The sequence below is a fragment of the Yersinia rohdei ATCC 43380 genome (assembly GCF_000173775.1).
GTDB classification, from domain to species: Bacteria; Pseudomonadota; Gammaproteobacteria; order Enterobacterales; family Enterobacteriaceae; genus Yersinia; species Yersinia rohdei.
Map to the genome: position 1 here is coordinate 1 of NZ_ACCD01000019.1, position 17,207 is coordinate 17,207.

Sequence of the window (17,207 nt, forward strand, 5' to 3'; positions counted from 1 at the left end):
GAGGTGTTATTGCTATCGCGCAGTGTCAGTGTCACCTGTGAAGTATCGCTGCCATTGGCTTCGATATTGTCCGGCGCGGCCACCAAGGTTGAGTTTGTAGGGTTGAAATCACGGCCCTCGCTGTCCAGAGTGACTCTGGCGGGGGTCACATCCAGCGCATTTCCACCCACATTGGCACTCACATTAGCAACTCCTGCAACAATACCCGCAGTCAGGGTGGCTAAATAAACCCCTCCCCCCTGCTCGCTCACACCGCCCAACGTCCCGAGAGTACTGGTAAAGCTGGCGGCCTTACCGGTTACCGGAGTGTTGTTGTTATCACGCAGCGTCAGTGTCACCTGCGAAGTATCGCTGCCATTAGATTCAATATATTCCGGCGATGCTACCAAGGTAGAATAGGTCGCATTTATTCGCGGCTCGTTAACGGTGATAAGCATACTTGCTGGGCTGGAAATATTACCTTGGGTGTCATAAGCGATGGCCGTAAGAATGTATTTGTTACTATTAATCTGATACTCGGGCAGTGTTATCTCCACCTCACTTTTACTGGTTTTTTTTATCCCTCCCCCTGCGGCTATTAGTTTAGATATCTGCCAATCGATACGATCCAATCCATGGGTAGCGACCACTTGCGCAGCTACTGAGAGCAAAGACAGAGGATCACCGGCAAGACTTTCAGGTAATGACAACCGCACCAGACTCTGTTTTTGATAGTTCAAAACAATATTATTGTTACGTTCAACCAAATCATAGCGGCTGCCAGTCAATGTACGGCTATCAACGACTGCTGAAGGGTCAATATGATCTTGCCAGGTATCGCCCAAGCGATAGTTCAACAAAAAATTAATACTGCTGTCGTTCTGCCCACCGGTACCGACGCGATGTTCTGCACCCACGGTGACTAATGGAATAGGTGTATAATTCACGCCGGCAGTAATTGCAGTAGGGTCTTTCTGCCGGCTATCTTTACCAAACAACGCAACTTCATCGCCGCGATATGCTTCATAGATAACCTTACAGCCCAACTGCGGATACGAGGGTAAATAACTTTCAGCTCTAAAGTCATAACCGTTGGCTGGACGTTCGTTGTAATCCCTGGCATCCCGGGATTGATGCCAGTCTGTAATAGCAAAATAGTGATTAGCGGATAATTTAAGATAATCAGTCCAAGCCTCTACGCCCACACCAACACGCCGGTTTTTACCCGTCAGATCATTATCAAAGAAGGTATTCGCGCCGTACATCCAATCACTGTGGAATGTACGCACGCCTCCCCCCATATTGACAGTGTTGCGATTATCTTTATTTCGAATGCCGAGTTGGGTAAACAGTATCGATTCTTTATTGTCATACAATGGGAGCAATACATCTGCCGCACTGCCATCTAAATGAAGATCATCATTAACATTCAACAGTACACGGGCTGTACCAAACTGGCTCAACCACTGCTGGGCGGATTTATTGAATTCATTGCTAGCAGCAGAACGCACTAAACGTTCACCTGATTGAGCAATATCACCCTTTGCTAATGCAGTTGAGGCGATTTTCGCTTGGCTGGCCAACTTGTTGTCCAAGGGAATATCATCATTTTTATTATTAATGGAAAATGGGGACGCCTTACGGGGAATATCAATCTCATCCCCAGATGCCAAATGGACAAATGGCTTAGAAAAAGCACGGTATATATTTATCTCTTTCAACTCATCAACCGTCAGACCGTGCCTTTTGGCCACCGTTGCAACCGTCTCCCCAGCCCTTAATATATAAGGTTGAGTAGGCAAACCAGCCCACTGTTCTGTGGATATGGATGTGGGTGTGGATGTGGATGTGGATGTGGATACTGATGGTTTCGCGACTGCGATTGCAGAAATAAAAGTTATGCTCAGCAGTAAGGCCAGAGGTAATAAAGCCATTAGCCAAGCATGTATTCGAGTTCGGACATTGTTCAGGGAAGTGTATGAGGATTTTTCACTTGGGTTAAGTAATAGCTCAAGTGAAAAATCCTTCGAAAGCACGAATTTCTTATCCATTAAGGACTCCTCAGTTTATTTATCACCAGCTCTCTGCATTAGATTGTCATTAGATAACCTACTGTTTTTAAAAAAGTAATATGGAATATTGCGAATACTAAAAACATTTAACCAGGCTGAACACTCCCGTTAATGTCATAACCCAATATATTCATTGGTATATCGCTGATTAACTGAACTGGCGAAACCTCGAAGAAATAATGGTTGAGCAAAGCATATGCAATCGTGCAACTATGGGTTATCAGGCTAATGCCATTACGGCATAAGATTTTTCGTTGGCATAAGTATGCATTAGCCAACATTCGCTAATTAACGAAATCCTAATCAAAGACAGATACCTATTCTGGCCTCTGGCCAGGTCATTAATTTTCTGCTGACCACCAATAAAAATGCCGCAACTACCTTTGTTATTCCGTAAAATAAACTGCCAAAATGGCGAGCAGGAAGGAAAAGTAATAAATTAAAGTGAGGCGAACATTGCCGCGTCATCTGCCTTCAACACAGAAAAATTAAAGTATAAATATATTGCAACTCACAAGATCAACGCCAGAACCATCCAATATAATTGAATAATTGAAATATCTAGCGATGAATACAGCGCATGCGGACTGTTAAATCATATTAACACCCCAAACGTATTGGTGGTATTTAACCAATCCACATCACACAACATTAAATTATGAGGAATATTAAAACCCCCAATCGTGAGTTTTTGTTATAAATGACATTATAAGAACGAAATGAATTCCCTGGTGATATTTAACAAAATATCATTATTAATAATGTGGCTTTATGATCTTATTTTTATGTAACTTATTTAAATCAAAATGAGAATAGTTATCTTTTCACCTGAAATACTCTTTAAACCAATTACTCAATCTATCCGCACCCATCATTAAGAATAATTAAAAATAGAGGTAATGCAATAGTTTTTATTAGTCCACGTTAAATAATATAAAAGCAGATATCATTACGTACAATTAATTTAAACATTCTTAATCACACCATAAATATGATTTACCGCGCTGACAGCCAGGTTTCCTACTTGAATTCATCCGGGCAGGATTTCAATTCTCCTGCTTGAGGCGAGAGAGTTATCATTGTGATTATCGGCATAAGTGTGGCCATGGTTTGAACCGGCAACATCAAAACCCCAGCGAGTAACACTAGCATCCCCACCAGCAACATCATCATACTTAGTCGCTGACACTTTGCTCACATTCATAAATAATCCTTATGTCGCTCTGTTTTATTTGTGTTCTTGGTAGTTACCAAACACATTAATAACATCATGTTATTATTAAATAAAGCATGAACTCCCGGTATGGTCAAGTAAATTGTCGCAAATAAACCGGCCCTCAGCTCTATTTTTCCAGATCATACGCAAGCGATTGCTAAATAAATCGAACAATTCTGTCGCATTAAGTGAAATAAATAAAAATAACTATATTTCAATTATTTACATCAATATAACCCCAATAAACAGAACCTTAAAACGTCAGTATTATCTCGCCGACATCATCGGTCAGTATACTCCTTAATTTTCCCCTTCCCATTCGGGTTGGCGAAACCGAGAGAAAATGATAGCCAAGTATGATATTGCCCCCTCTTCCTTTACCACGGAGCAATCAGGTTAACATTGTTACTGAATAAAACCTTTCATCATCACTAATGTATAATTGGCCTACTCTGACAAATGGCTTGGTCTATAGCAAAATAAAACTCCAGGACAACATATTTATCACATTGAAAAATATAAACTTTATTACCTTCCCGTGAAGTAAAACCTCTTTTCTTAAAGTGTTCCTATAAGTCCCATAGCCAAAAGAGTAATCATGGATAAAAACTGGGTAATAAAGCAGTTGTAGCGACTCTGTACACAGACATTGCGAAGCAAGACAGCGTCAATATTCGTCAAAATATCCCCTGACGAACCTGATATGACAAGACCACCAAAATATAACGCCACCAACAGGTCCTATATTGAAATTTAAATCACTTCAGTAACTGCAGACTCTATTGGCAAGAATTTAATTGCACCATAGAAAGGCAAAGAATCTCTTTAGTATTACAGATAGTAAGGTTTATCTTTGGGTGAAGCGTTTATTTATTAGCGACGAAAACAGGGCAACCCTATTTCCAGTTGCACTATATTAATGCAAAAAGCCTAATTCCTCATAAGCTTTCAATATGAAGTAATCTTAAAAAGATAATTAAGATTATTCCTAACCGTAAATTGTGATGTAACGCCACTTTCGTTTCCCTTTTCATTACTCATCTCTGTTATAACAAACGCACAATAATTTTAAAGACCCATTTTTATAAAAAAACGTTTTAGTCACGGATAAAAATTCAATCATGGAAGTTTTATAAGGAGATAATAATAAGAAATTTTGATAAGTAAAAAAAGCCAATAACCCAGCAACTTGAAACTTCAACAATATATATCCAATGGATAAGGGAGGTTTACATGACTAAATTAAAAGCCACATATACCATGACGTTATTGACCATACTTATGTCTGCTTCGACCACGATTTTCTCTCAAGACAAGATGGTAGCGCAGAATAAAAACAATAATTATAAACTTGAACAGGTTTTAATTATGAGTCGTCATGGTATACGTGCACCTTTGATGAATTATGGCGAGATGCTTTCTAGCGCAACACCAGATAAATGGCCTGAATGGAATACTCCTGGCGGTTATTTGACCCCGAAAGGGCGAGAAATAGAGGCTATGATGGGCGGATATTTCCGTGAGTGGCTGGCAGAAAACAAGTTACTTAAATCTACAGGATGTCCGACACCTACCTCTGTATTTACCTATGCCAACAGTTTGCCAAGAACGATTGGCACTGCGCAGTATTTCTTATTTGGTGCTTTCCCGGGTTGTAATGTGCCAGTGACTCATCAAAAAAACATTGGCTCAAGAGACCCGGTTTTTAACCCTATAATTACGTTAGATATCACTCCAGAGTTTAAAGAACAAGCCTTGGCTTCGATCAATCAACATGTCGGGCCGGGTGGGTTAGACGGCATGAATAAACGCCTACAACCTAATTATGACCTACTGTCTAACGTATTGGATTATAAAAACTCGCCCGCTTGCCTGGTAGATAAAAAGTGTGATTTGAGTGCGCAACCAACCCAGATTTTGTTAGTACAAAACAAGCAACCCGGTATTACAGGGCCACTAAAACTTGGCACCGGTGCCTCAGATGCTTTCATGCTGCAATATTATGAAGGCTTCCCGGCAAAAGATGTTGCCTGGGGACGAGTCCAGACCGCAGAAGAATGGCGTAAATTAATCGAGATTAAAAATATCTACCATGAAACATTATTCGGCTCTCCTGCCATTGCCGGTAACGCGGCGGAGAAATTAGTCGGTTTCATCAGCTCGGCCCTCTCACCAACGGGTGATAAAACACCGAATGAATTAGCGGCACAAAAAGCCAAACTGGCGGTATTGGTCGGCCATGACTCCAATATTGCATCATTATTGGCTGCAATTAAGACTAAAGAATACCAACTCCCTGGCCAATATGAGAAAACGCCAATCAGCGGTAAAATCGTCTTTGAGCGCTGGAAAGACATTAAACAAAACAAAGACCTGATGAAGATTGAATATGTTTATTTATCAACCGAGCAAATTAGGAATAAAACACCGCTGTCGCTACAGGCACCGCCGAAACGGGTGACACTGGAAATTGAAGGTTGCCCGATTGATAGCAACGGATTCTGTTCAATGGATGACTTTAGAAAAGCGCTAAAACAAAATACTCAAATGTAGTTTGATGCCGCCAAATCTTCGATTTGGCGGCTCGTCAATAAAGGCTCAGCACCAGCAATCCCCCTCTGCTTTAAAAAATGGCCGCTCACCGACTGAGTCAGTCTGCTTTCATTTATTCGCTATAACAAAAAAATAAAACTAAATTTTTAATCACATTACTTGCATATAAATTCATAAACTGGCAATGTAATCACCATAAGTCATCGCAAATAAACTGTGATGAAGCATCACTAGATATAATAAAATCAATAACTAATGACGTAGTCTATTAAAAAATTTCTGACAGGAGTTTAAGCATGAAAAAGTTACTATTGGCGACAATCTTAAGTGGTATGGTTTTCAGTGCTACCGCAGCAGAAACTATTCGTTTTGCCGCCTCGGCGACCTACCCACCTTTTGAATCAATGGATGCCAATAATGAAATTGTCGGCTTTGATATGGATTTGGCAAAAGCCTTATGCAAACAAATGGAAGCCAACTGCACTTTCACCAATCAGGCCTTTGATAGCTTGATCCCAGCGCTTAAATTCAAACGTTATGATGCGGTGATTTCAGGTATGGACATCACGCCAGAGCGCAGCAAACAAGTGGCATTTACCCAGCCTTACTACGCCAACTCCGCCATTGTTATTGCACCGAAAGGGAAATTCAGCTCTTTCGCCGATCTGAAAGGCAAGAAGATCGGGATGGAAAATGGTACGACACACCAGAAATATCTCCAGGATACGCATCCTGAAATCAAAACCGTGGCTTATGATAGCTACCAGAATGCCATTATCGACCTGAAAAATGGCCGTATTGACGGGGTATTTGGTGATACTGCGGTGGTGAATGAGTGGTTGAAAACCAACCCGAATCTGGCAACCGTGGGCGAGCATGTTACTGATCCACAATACTTCGGCACCGGCTTGGGTATTGCCGTGCGCCCAGAAAATACTGCATTGTTAGAAAAACTGAATAAAGCTATTGATGCCGTGAAAGCCGATGGCACCTATAAAGCTATCAATGATAAGTGGTTCCCTAACTGATTCGCGCTGTTAATAACCGGGCTAACACCATTTGAGCCATAGCCAGGTTGTCAGCGAACTTACCCCGATGAGCTTACTTAGGTAAGCGATTCGGGTAAGTAAACCCCCCGTGGCGGCAAGTACTATGGGGTTTAGCCTTTAATTAATAAGGTCAGAACTTCATAGTGGCTGGTGTGCGGAAACATATCAAACAACTGCACCCGCTCAATACGATATTCAGCTAACAGGTTGATATCTTTCGCCATTGTTTCTGCATTGCAACTCGAATAGAGAATAAACTCAGGTGCCATTTGACTCAAATATTCGCAGAGTTGCGCGCCAATGCCACGCCGTGGCGGGTTGACTAAGACTAATTGCGGAACTTGTGTTTCTGCAGTGGCGAAATGGGTTGAATCCAGCGCCGCAAAAGTGACATTTTTTAACCCCAGTTTTTTCGCTGACTGTTGTGCACACATAATAGCTTCAGCGCTGATTTCAATCCCGGTAAGCTGAGTTTGGGTATCGGCGCAATGCAGGCCAAAACCGCCCACACCACAAAATAAATCCCACATACTATCAATATTCAGCGCACGCACCCATTGCCGCGCCGTGGCATACAATGCAGCGGCTACCTGTGGGTTAGTTTGGAAAAAACTTTGCGGGCGGATAAACAGCGGAACCTGATTAAACCACTCCAGCAGCGATTGCTGCTCGGTTAATGCTATCTCCTGCTCGCCTTCCAAAATCGCCATATGTACCGGCTGAATATTGGCCGAGATAACCGCCAACTGCGGTAATTGCTGCTGTAACCAGGGCAATGCTGCCCGAAGTTGCGCCAATTTGGTTTCAGAACGCAAAACAAAGCGCAGCATTAGCTCGCCGCCAGACGTGCTTTCAGTCAATAACAAGAATTTCAGTTCACCGCGCTTACGGGCGACGTTATAGGGTGTCAGGCCCGCACGGGCAATAAAGGTTTTGAGCACCGCAAAAACAGGGGCAAAACTGGCAGGATAAAGTGGGCAGGCGCATAAATCGACGGCGCTACCATCACGATGCAGCATCCCCAATAATGGGCGCTCAACACTGCCACTGACGACCATTTTAGCTTTATTACGAAAAGCATTTTCACGCCCGAAAACCGGATCAAGCCACTGTGACACGCCATGCCCGGATAACAAGCCTTCCAAATGATGTTGTTTGTCAGCCAGTTGCTGAGGATAAGGTTTATCCAGCCACTGACAGGAACGGCAGTTGCCCGCCGTATACTGTGCGCAATGCATTAATAATTAACCGTTATAAACTGAGACATTAAAGAGTTCGCAGCCGAAGCTGTTGATGGGAACGAATTGTAGCACTCTGTCGCGCGAAACACTCATTTTGACGCGATGAAATAGCGATGCCAGGGAAAGAAAAGCAAACCAATAATCACCACATCCGGAATTTTTTGAAGCAGCAGACTGTGCAGGACTTCAGCGCCACTATCACCTTCAATACGAAAAATATTCACATCCAGCGATAACCAATCCAATGAGACCATCAGCAAATAGCCGCTGACCAGTAGCTGGCAAATAAGATAACACCAGCGCGCCCAATTTTGCCGTAGACAAACAGCAATGCCGCAAACAAACTCCAATAATAACAACAAAATACTGGCAATAAAAATCAAGCCAGAACCCCAGCTTTGAAAACTTTCATCGATAAAACTGCCCATACCGCCCCAGCCTAACGCGGCCACCAGCAACACCACGCCGATAAAACGGGTCGCAATAATGGCAGTTCCGGCGATTAATACCGGCACGGGGGTCGTTGCCGCAGTTGAGAACGCTGAGGATGAAAATAACGATTTCATATTGCCCTGTCTGTCTCCCGATTCGGGTTTCACAACCTGATGTTTTCTCTGATAATAATGCCGCTCAAGAGCGGCGTTATAAGAGAACGAAAGACTAACAGCTTTCAGGATAATCAGCTACGGGCAGCTTTGTGTAATTCGCGCAACCGCTGTTTTTCCGTGCGAGACATAAACCACCAGGCAATTAAACCGATGATACCGACCACTAATAAGATAAGTGTCGCCAATGCATTTATTTCCGGATTTACCCCCATGCGCACACTGGAGAACACCAACATCGGCAAGGTGGTGGCTCCCGGCCCGGCGACAAAGCTGGCAATCACTAAATCGTCCAGCGATAAAGTAAAGGCCAACAACCAGCCGGAAATTAACGCCGGCGCTATCATCGGCACGGTAATCACGAAAAACACCTTTAATGGGGTTGCGCCCAAATCCATCGCCGCTTCTTCTATCGACTTATCCAACTCACGCAAACGCGAGCTAATAACCACCGTCACATAGGCGGTACAGAATGTCACATGCGCCAACCAGATGGTGAACATCCCGCGCTCAGCTGGCCAGCCAATCGCATGGCCCATCGCCACAAACAGCAACAGTAAAGACAGACCGGTAATCACATCCGGCATGACCAGCGGGGCTGTCAGCATAAAAGCAAACCCGGTTGACCCGCGAAAACGCCCAAAACGCACCATCACCACGGCGGCGAGAGTTCCCAGCACCACCGCCATAGTGGCGGAGGCGGCGGCAATAGTCAGACTCAGGCCCACCGCGGATATCATCGCCGAGTCATTAAACAGCGCGGTATACCAGCGGGTAGACCACCCCGCCCACACGGTGACCAGTTTTGAGCTGTTAAACGAATAAATCACTAACATCAGCATCGGCGCATACAAAAAAGTGTAACCGACAATCAAAATGACCCGACGCCAGACCGAGCGCACTTCCGGCAGGTTATTCATACCGAACCTCCTGGCTCTTTATTCTGGTGCTTATGGAACCAGAGGATAGGCACAATCAACAACACCAGCATCACCGTCGCGACTGCAGAGGCAACCGGCCAATCGCGGTTATTGAAGAATTCTTGCCACAAAATACGGCCAATCATGATGCTGTCTGGCCCGCCGAGCAGTTCTGGAATAACAAACTCACCCACAGCAGGAATAAAGACCAACATGGAACCGGCCACTATGCCCCCTTTGGTCAGCGGCACAATAACACTGACAAAGGTTTTAAAAGGCTTAGCCCCCAAATCCAATGCAGCTTCGACCAGCGAATAATCCAGTCGGGTGAGCGCGGTATAGATAGGCAGCACCATAAAAGGCAGATAGGAATACACCACGCCAATATATACCGCCAAATTGGTGTGTAAAATAACCAGCGGCTGGTCAATAATCCCCGTCCACATCAGGAAATTGTTCAAAATCCCATTATTTTTCAAAATCCCCATCCAGGCATAAACCCGAATCAGAAATGATGTCCATGAAGGTAAAATCACCAGTAACAATAAGATATTGCGCGTGGATGATTTACTGTGGGCAATCGCCCAAGCCAATGGATAGCCGATAATCAAACAGCAAAATGTGGACACCGCTGCCACTTGCAATGATTGCAGGTAAGCATCGATATACAGGGGGTCATCCAGCAGTTGCAGATAATTGCCAAGATTGAGCGAGATATCCAGCTTGCCGTCCAGCCAGGTCACCAGGTCGGTGTAGGGAGGAACTGCGCGCGCCATCTCCGCCAAACTGATTTTAAATACAATCAGAAAGGGCAACATAAACAACAGGAATAACCATAAATAAGGCACCGCAATAACCAGTTTACGGCCATGCGACATCTGCAAACGTTGAATTAACGCCTTAACCGGCCCTGGCGCAGAGGTCGGTGGTTCGGCGGTTGCGCGGGTAGATTCTGGTATCACAATATTAAGCTCCCGACAGTATTAGCTATTTAACACAACACAGCTATCTGCATCCCAACAAAGTTGCACCTCATCACCCCAGGTTGGCATCCCTTTGCGATAACGATGGCCATTCTGTAACTGCGCACTGAGCATCTGCCCGCTGTGCAGTTTCACGTGATAAATGGACAAATCCCCCAGATAAGCAATGTGCACCACTTCACCCACGGCAAAGTTACAGCCATCTTCCGGCACCTGTTCACACAACATCACTTTTTCGGGGCGCAGGGCCACAAAGACCGGAACACCGTCAACCACCGAAGCATCAGAATCGACTTTTAGCGGATGACGTAAACCAGGGCTGTCGATAATCAACGCCTCGTCCAAACGCTCTTTGAAGACACCTTCAAACACATTTACCGAGCCAATAAATTCAGCACTGAATCTGCTGTTCGGGTGCTCATAAATTTCTTCCGGCTCGCCAATTTGCACAAACTTGCCACGGTTCATAATGGCAATGCGCCCGGCCATCGTCATCGCCTCTTCTTGATCATGGGTAACCATGACGCAAGTAGCCCCAACGCGCTCCAGAATATCCACGACTTCCAATTGCATGCGGTCACGCAATTTTTTATCCAATGCGCCCATCGGCTCATCCAGCAACAGCAATTTTGGCCGTTTAGCCAGGCTACGCGCTAACGCCACCCGCTGGCGCTGACCGCCAGATAATTGGTGAGGTTTGCGTTTAGCAAATTCTTGCATGTGTACCAGTGTCAGCATCTCTGCAACCCGGCTTTTGATTTCATCCGCCGGCAACTTGTCTTGCTTCAGACCAAATGCAATGTTTTGCTCAACAGTCATATGCGGAAATAATGCATATGACTGGAACATCATGTTGATTGGGCGCTGATAAGGCGGTACGTGCGACAAATCTTGCCCATCCAGGACAATCTGCCCTTGCGTCGGCTGTTCAAAACCAGCCAGCATGCGCAACAGGGTGGACTTACCACAGCCTGAAGCCCCCAACAGCGCAAAAATCTCACCTTTATAGATGGTCAAATTGACATCATCTACAGCAGCTTGACCATCAAATGATTTGGTTAAATTGCGAATCTCCAGCAACGGCGTAAACACCTTCTGGGATTTTGACTGCGGGCGGGGAATTACATCATTCACTCAGCGCGCTCTCCGTAACAGCAGAACTGGCCGCACATTAAATGCGGCACAATAAAAAACAGGAACAGGAAGATTCCCTCCCTGTCCCTACCAAATTCTATTTCATTTTTATCAATAGGTTATCAGCACAGAAGCTGAGTCACGCTACTGCTTTATTTACCACTTTTCACTTTAGTCCAAGCCCGGGTAATCACGCGATCGATTTTCGGATCTTGTACTTTTAACGTAAACATTTTGGCGCGCACATCAGCCGGTGGATAAATCCCCGGATTATCACGAATTGCTGCATTCACCAGCGGGGTTGCCGCCTTGTTGGCATTGGCATAAAACACGTGGTTACTGATATTGGCAATCACATCAGGGCGCATCAGGTAATTTAAGAACTGATAAGCTTCATCCTGATTTTTAGCATCCGCTGGCATCGCAAACACATCAAAGAAAGCTAATGCGCCTTCTTTAGGAATGCTGTAGGCCACATTCACACCATTATTGGCTTCTTTGGCGCGATTTGAAGCTTGCAAGATATCGCCAGCCCAACCTACTGCCACGCAAATATCCCCGTTTGCCAAATCATTAATATACTGTGATGAATGGAAATAGCGGATATTCGGTCGCAATTTCAACAATAATTCAGTGGCCGGGCCGGTGTAATCCGTGGCCTGAATACTGTTGGGATCTTTGCCCAGATAATTGAGTACCGTGGCAAAAATCTCACTTGGTGCATCCAGGAAAGAAACGCCGCAGCTTTTCAGCTTCTCAAGATTTTCGGGTTTCAGCACCAGATCCCAACTGTTTACTGGCGCATCTGTCCCTAATGCTGCTTTGACTTTTTCTACGTTGTAACCAATACCGGTGGTCGCCCACAGATAAGGAACAGCAAATTTATTCTCTGGATCGTGTTTGCCAACCAATGCCAACAACTCGGGATCAAGATTTTTGTAATTAGGTAATTTAGATTTATCCAGCGGTTGAAAGACACCGGCAGACAATTGGCGCTCGAGGAAACTGGCTGATGGCACGACCAAGTCAAACCCGGTGCTCCCCGCCATCAATTTCCCTTCCAACACCTCGTTGGAGTCAAACACATCATAAACAACCTTAATGCCGGTTTCCTTCTGGAAATTAGCCAGCGTATCCGGCGCGATATAATCAGACCAGTTGTAAACATGCAGTGTTTTTTCCTCAGCAGATGCTGAGACGGACGCGGCCATTAACAGGCCAGCAGCAACACCCGATAACCACTTTTTACGTTGGGTGAACATCCGTAACTCCTCCAAAACAGGGGGTGAGGTCGTACGCTAAATTTGTATCCGAGAGGGATACAATACCTTTGGCTTACCGAGCGCTATTGCCACATACGCCGGCGCATGATTATGCACGGCGAGTGATTATTAACCTAAGAAGGACAATCACGGATTTTGCAGGAAATATTATGCTCTTTGTAGCACCCGCAGCATAACCGCAGTTGGCAATCCGCACCAGACTCTAGGGTAAAAAACGCCTTTTATCGATTTTTTATGCACATTCTATCTATGTAATGCGCCACTAACGGTATAAACGGCGATAAATATCTGGCAAAGGAGGGCAAAAAGCAGAATATATTATGGTTTCGCAGGAAAAGAGCAACGTGCCACAGGCCGTAACACGCTGATTATTGATGTGAGATGTAAATTAGTGAATAACCGGATAAGCCGTGGCGGTTTGCGGTGACTCATCCTCGTCACTGGTACCAATAAATAACAAATCATTGGCACGCGCTTCCAGAATAATCATTGAAATCTGTTCTTCGCACTGCTGCATATAATAGCCAAACTGGGCTAACGTCACCCCCACTTCGACAGTCAATGACTGGCAGACAATCAGTTTTGGCAGATTATCATCCTGAATATCAATAAACGCTTTTACTGTCAGTGAGCTGGCATTAATTTGGCTAAGATCCGCCACCAGCGGAATCAAGGCCGTCGGCCGGACTTCAGCCAATGCGGAGAACAGGATAATGTTATCAACCAAATCTATTTTGGCATCAAACACACCCTCAAAATTTTGCATATGCGGCAAATGCAGCGCCTGGCAGGAATCGCACTCAAAAAATGAGATACCAAGTTGATCCAGCCAACGCCGTAATAAGGCTAAATCCGGGACGATGAGTGAATCCATAACTATCTACCTCACGATTCTCATGGTACGAAAAGTGGCATAGCTTACGGAATATTGGCCGACAGCGCCACTTCAATCCCGACTAATTTAATGCCCTTAGAAAGACCTTACTCAGATTTATCCTCCTTTTTACTGCGCGCTGCATCTCGCTCTTTTTGAGATTGCGGCCGGGATATCCTATCCGCACTGCCTAATAATGGGCCAAAGCCCTGAGCAACACGCCAAACAATACAGGCTGCCGCCGGAATCATCAGACCCACTCCAACAAAAATCATCAGCACCGCGATTGTCGGTGTACCCATTGCCCCAGGTAATGACAAATAGTCATTAATACTGAGCCAGGCTAAAACCAGCAATACCATCCCCAGCACTTCAAACATGATAACAATACGGGGCATATCTCCTAACGAGCGCATCTTTACCTCCGACAGGCTCTGCACCAACTTTAACTTAGTGTATTGAATCCCCACTATTTGTAACAGTATCGATAAGCAAATAGGTAGAATTAATCAGATTAACAGGCAATTCCTACTTTTTTTTCACTGCGCCAGAGGGCATAGTAGACCTCAGTGAGAACGAGTAATACGCTAGAAGTCATTTAACAGTTGAATGTATCCGTCACTGTTGACGAAGTGATTACACCCCATAGATTTCAAATTGCGAGACGGCGGCAAGCCTGCGAATCTCAGCCCACTGACTAACATCAGTAGCTCGGGTAAGTCAATGCAGCCAACCCCCTGCGAGTTGAAAGATGACGGGGAGCCTCAATTTAATCAAGGAGTTTTACATGTTTGCTGTGATTTTTGGGCGTCCTGGATGTCCTTACTGTGTTCGTGCTAAAGAACTGGCAGAAAAACTGGCAGCGGAGCGTGATGATTTTAATTTCCGCTACGTCGATATTCATGCGGAAGGTATCAGTAAAGCTGATTTGGAAAAAACCGTCGGCAAGCCAGTAGAAACTGTGCCTCAAATCTTTATTGATGAAAAACACATTGGCGGCTGCACTGATTTTGAAGCCTATGCTAAAGAAAATCTGAGCCTGTTCCAGTAATCGGGCTAACAACCAAGCCTGTTTATCTCAGTTTGGTTGGTTTTATCCGAAAAAGGGTGTTTAACACCCTTTTTTACTGCCTGTCATTTCTGACAACACAGTAATAAGCTTGCCTCTCTGCAGTAATTCCCCGGCTATTGATAGCATAGAAGTCCATATCCCGCGGCTAATTAAGCATATCTCTCTGGCTATGCCAAACTTCCTGCTTACTACTGGCTGTCTCGCAGCAGACAGATTAGAATAACCTCGTAATCGCCTTTATTTACCCCATATTGGCGATAAGATTTTTTAATTTAAAGATATGTGCCGCTCTAACATGAAATTAAGGGCGTATACATCGTAAATCATCATCCGGGCAAAATAGAAAGTCATACTAGTGAATATAAACGTCGCAAATTTATTAAACGGCAACTACATCTTGCTGTTATTCGTGGTTCTAGCACTGGGATTATGCCTGGGCAAACTACGACTTGGGCCTATTCAATTAGGTAACGCTATTGGTGTATTGGTGGTATCACTGTTACTTGGGCAACAGCACTTCACCATCAATACGGAAGCACTCAATCTTGGCTTTATGCTGTTTATTTTTTGTGTCGGTGTCGAAGCTGGCCCAAACTTTTTCTCTATTTTCTTTCGCGATGGTAAAAACTACCTAATGCTCGCCTTAGTCATGGTCAGCAGTGCCATGGTGCTGGCGCTGGGGCTGGGTAAGCTATTTGGTTGGGATATTGGTTTAACGGCCGGGATGCTCGCGGGGTCAATGACGTCCACACCTGTCTTGGTGGGCGCTGGCGACACTTTACGCCATACCATCGCCAATAATCCCGCACTGCAACATGCCCAAGACAACCTAAGTTTGGGCTATGCCTTAACCTATCTTATTGGGCTGGTCAGCTTGATTTTGGGTGCGCGCTATCTGCCTAAATTTCAGCATCAAGATTTATCAACCAGTGCGCAGCAAATTGCCCGCGAGCGCGGTCTTGATACCGATAGCCAGCGAAAAGTCTATTTACCGGTGATCCGCGCCTATCGCGTCGGCCCGGAACTAGTGGCATGGGCAGACGGAAAAAACCTCAGAGAATTAGGTATTTACCGCCAAACCGGCTGTTATATTGAGCGAATTCGCCGTAATGGTATTTTGGCGAACCCCGATGGTGATGCGGTGCTGCAAGTCGGTGATGAGATCTCTCTGGTAGGCTATCCAGATGCCCATTCTCGCCTTGATCCCAGCTTTCGTAATGGCAAAGAAGTGTTTGACCGCGACCTGTTGGACATGCGCATTGTCACTGAAGAAATCGTGGTCAAAAACAGCAATGCGGTAGGTAAACGCCTAAGTCACTTAAAACTGACTGACCACGGCTGCTTCCTGAACCGCGTGATCCGCAGCCAAATAGAAATGCCAATTGATGACAATGTGGTATTGAATAAAGGCGATGTTTTACAAGTCAGCGGCGATGCTCGTCGGGTTAAAAGTGTCGCTGAAAAGATTGGCTTTATTTCTATTCACAGTCAGGTTACCGATCTGCTGGCTTTTTGTGCTTTCTTTATTTTGGGATTAATGATTGGCCTGATTACCTTCCAATTCAGTAATTTCAGTTTTGGTATTGGTAATGCGGCTGGCTTATTAATGGCCGGTATCATGCTCGGATTTTTACGAGCCAATCACCCGACTTTCGGCTATATCCCGCAAGGGGCGCTAAATATGGTGAAAGAATTCGGGTTGATGGTTTTTATGGCCGGTGTAGGTTTAAGTGCAGGTGGCGGTATTAACAGCAGCTTAGGGGCCGTCGGTGGCCAAATGTTGCTTTCTGGTCTAATCGTCAGTTTGGTGCCAGTAATTATCTGTTTTCTCTTTGGCGCTTATGTATTGCGCATGAACCGGGCTCTGCTTTTCGGTGCCATTATGGGGGCCAGAACCTGTGCACCTGCAATGGATATCATCAGCGATACCGCCCGCAGTAATATTCCAGCGCTAGGCTACGCGGGGACTTACGCCATTGCGAACGTATTATTGACATTAGCAGGCTCATTAATTGTTATTATCTGGCCCGGAATATTAGGCTAGTGCACAAAAAGTGGCATTTAGGATAAAACTAAATATTATTTTATCCTTTTTTCATTTCCCCAGAACTTTCTTACCAGACTGGGGTCTGATTTAATGCCACTGCTTTTCTTTGATGTCCCCATATTGAGGAGCCCGATAGTCCCGCCTTCTTAGGTTCAAGACTAATCGGGTTTTTTCTTGCC

At 44.9% G+C, this 17,207-nt stretch carries 15 protein-coding genes; 5 read left to right on the plus strand and 10 right to left on the minus strand.

Annotated elements, in window-relative coordinates; genetic code table 11:
- A partial coding sequence (locus tag YROHD0001_RS05940) for an inverse autotransporter beta domain-containing protein (RefSeq protein ID WP_004715450.1) occupies positions 1-1,733 on the minus strand: 1,733 nt, incomplete at its 3' end.
- An 82-nt stretch (positions 1,734-1,815) separates the two neighbouring features.
- Here YROHD0001_RS05940 and YROHD0001_RS20585 point away from each other — a divergent pair.
- Positions 1,816-2,109 carry a hypothetical protein gene (locus YROHD0001_RS20585; RefSeq protein WP_169310654.1) on the plus strand — a complete coding sequence of 98 codons (294 nt, stop codon included), beginning with the start codon at positions 1,816-1,818 and terminating at the stop codon, positions 2,107-2,109.
- Positions 2,110-3,081: 972 nt separating this feature from the next.
- On the opposite strand, the gene YROHD0001_RS20475 is transcribed toward YROHD0001_RS20585, so the two are convergent.
- Entirely contained in the window at positions 3,082-3,255 is a 174-nt protein-coding gene (locus YROHD0001_RS20475; RefSeq protein ID WP_156171972.1) for a hypothetical protein, read from the minus strand.
- Between the two features lie 1,245 nt (positions 3,256-4,500).
- On the opposite strand from YROHD0001_RS20475, the gene agp reads away from it, so the two are divergent.
- Both agp and artJ read left to right on the plus strand, forming a co-directional pair.
- The gene (gene agp / locus YROHD0001_RS05935; RefSeq protein WP_004715453.1) at positions 4,501-5,820 is read left to right on the plus strand and encodes a bifunctional glucose-1-phosphatase/inositol phosphatase; all 1,320 of its coding nucleotides are present in this window, start codon (positions 4,501-4,503) and stop codon (positions 5,818-5,820) included.
- A gap of 296 nt (positions 5,821-6,116) precedes the next feature.
- Positions 6,117-6,848 (plus strand): arginine ABC transporter substrate-binding protein, encoded by a 732-nt coding sequence (artJ, locus tag YROHD0001_RS05930; protein ID WP_032817280.1) that lies wholly within the window; start codon positions 6,117-6,119, stop codon positions 6,846-6,848.
- Between the two features lie 131 nt (positions 6,849-6,979).
- On the opposite strand, the gene rlmC is transcribed toward artJ, so the two are convergent.
- From rlmC to YROHD0001_RS05890, 8 genes are all read right to left on the minus strand, one after another.
- Complete coding sequence (rlmC, locus tag YROHD0001_RS05925) at positions 6,980-8,107, minus strand: 23S rRNA (uracil(747)-C(5))-methyltransferase RlmC (protein ID WP_004715455.1); 1,128 nt, start codon at positions 8,105-8,107, stop codon at positions 6,980-6,982.
- Positions 8,108-8,199: 92 nt separating this feature from the next.
- Positions 8,200-8,676 (minus strand): YbjO family protein, encoded by a 477-nt coding sequence (locus YROHD0001_RS05920; protein WP_004715456.1) that lies wholly within the window; start codon positions 8,674-8,676, stop codon positions 8,200-8,202.
- Positions 8,677-8,789: 113 nt separating this feature from the next.
- Entirely contained in the window at positions 8,790-9,635 is an 846-nt protein-coding gene (gene potI / locus YROHD0001_RS05915; protein WP_032817282.1) for a putrescine ABC transporter permease PotI, read from the minus strand.
- Entirely contained in the window at positions 9,632-10,597 is a 966-nt protein-coding gene (potH, locus tag YROHD0001_RS05910; protein WP_004715458.1) for a putrescine ABC transporter permease PotH, read from the minus strand. The genes potI and potH overlap by 4 nt, the downstream gene beginning before the upstream one ends.
- A 21-nt stretch (positions 10,598-10,618) precedes the next feature.
- The gene (gene potG, locus YROHD0001_RS05905) at positions 10,619-11,752 is read right to left on the minus strand and encodes a putrescine ABC transporter ATP-binding subunit PotG (protein WP_032817284.1); all 1,134 of its coding nucleotides are present in this window, start codon (positions 11,750-11,752) and stop codon (positions 10,619-10,621) included.
- A 152-nt stretch (positions 11,753-11,904) separates the two neighbouring features.
- Positions 11,905-13,014 carry a spermidine/putrescine ABC transporter substrate-binding protein PotF gene (gene potF / locus YROHD0001_RS05900; protein ID WP_004715460.1) on the minus strand — a complete coding sequence of 370 codons (1,110 nt, stop codon included), beginning with the start codon at positions 13,012-13,014 and terminating at the stop codon, positions 11,905-11,907.
- A gap of 409 nt (positions 13,015-13,423) precedes the next feature.
- Complete coding sequence (locus tag YROHD0001_RS05895; RefSeq protein WP_004715461.1) at positions 13,424-13,909, minus strand: type III secretion system chaperone family protein; 486 nt, start codon at positions 13,907-13,909, stop codon at positions 13,424-13,426.
- 107 nt (positions 13,910-14,016) lie between these two features.
- On the minus strand, positions 14,017-14,325 hold the full coding sequence (locus YROHD0001_RS05890; protein ID WP_004715462.1) for a YbjC family protein: 309 nt from the start codon (positions 14,323-14,325) through the stop codon (positions 14,017-14,019).
- Between the two features lie 371 nt (positions 14,326-14,696).
- On the opposite strand from YROHD0001_RS05890, the gene YROHD0001_RS05885 reads away from it, so the two are divergent.
- On the plus strand, positions 14,697-14,960 hold the full coding sequence (locus tag YROHD0001_RS05885) for a GrxA family glutaredoxin (RefSeq protein ID WP_004715464.1): 264 nt from the start codon (positions 14,697-14,699) through the stop codon (positions 14,958-14,960).
- A gap of 376 nt (positions 14,961-15,336) precedes the next feature.
- Entirely contained in the window at positions 15,337-17,025 is a 1,689-nt protein-coding gene (locus tag YROHD0001_RS05880; protein WP_004715465.1) for an aspartate:alanine antiporter, read from the plus strand.
- Positions 17,026-17,207: the final 182 nt, after the last annotated feature.

Excerpts from the sequence above, each read along its gene's own strand:
- YROHD0001_RS20475 (WP_156171972.1), bottom strand. The coding sequence starts at position 3,255 with ATGAATGTGAGCAAAGTGTCAGCGACTAAGTATGATGATGTTGCTGGT.
- agp (WP_004715453.1), top strand. The coding sequence starts at position 4,501 with ATGACTAAATTAAAAGCCACATATACCATGACGTTATTGACCATACTT.
- YROHD0001_RS05885 (WP_004715464.1), top strand. The coding sequence starts at position 14,697 with ATGTTTGCTGTGATTTTTGGGCGTCCTGGATGTCCTTACTGTGTTCGT.
- artJ (WP_032817280.1), top strand. The coding sequence starts at position 6,117 with ATGAAAAAGTTACTATTGGCGACAATCTTAAGTGGTATGGTTTTCAGT.
- YROHD0001_RS05895 (WP_004715461.1), bottom strand. The coding sequence starts at position 13,909 with ATGGATTCACTCATCGTCCCGGATTTAGCCTTATTACGGCGTTGGCTG.
- potI (WP_032817282.1), bottom strand. The coding sequence starts at position 9,635 with ATGAATAACCTGCCGGAAGTGCGCTCGGTCTGGCGTCGGGTCATTTTG.
- rlmC (WP_004715455.1), bottom strand. The coding sequence starts at position 8,107 with ATGCATTGCGCACAGTATACGGCGGGCAACTGCCGTTCCTGTCAGTGG.
- YROHD0001_RS05920 (WP_004715456.1), bottom strand. The coding sequence starts at position 8,676 with ATGAAATCGTTATTTTCATCCTCAGCGTTCTCAACTGCGGCAACGACC.
- potF (WP_004715460.1), bottom strand. The coding sequence starts at position 13,014 with ATGTTCACCCAACGTAAAAAGTGGTTATCGGGTGTTGCTGCTGGCCTG.
- YROHD0001_RS05890 (WP_004715462.1), bottom strand. The coding sequence starts at position 14,325 with ATGCGCTCGTTAGGAGATATGCCCCGTATTGTTATCATGTTTGAAGTG.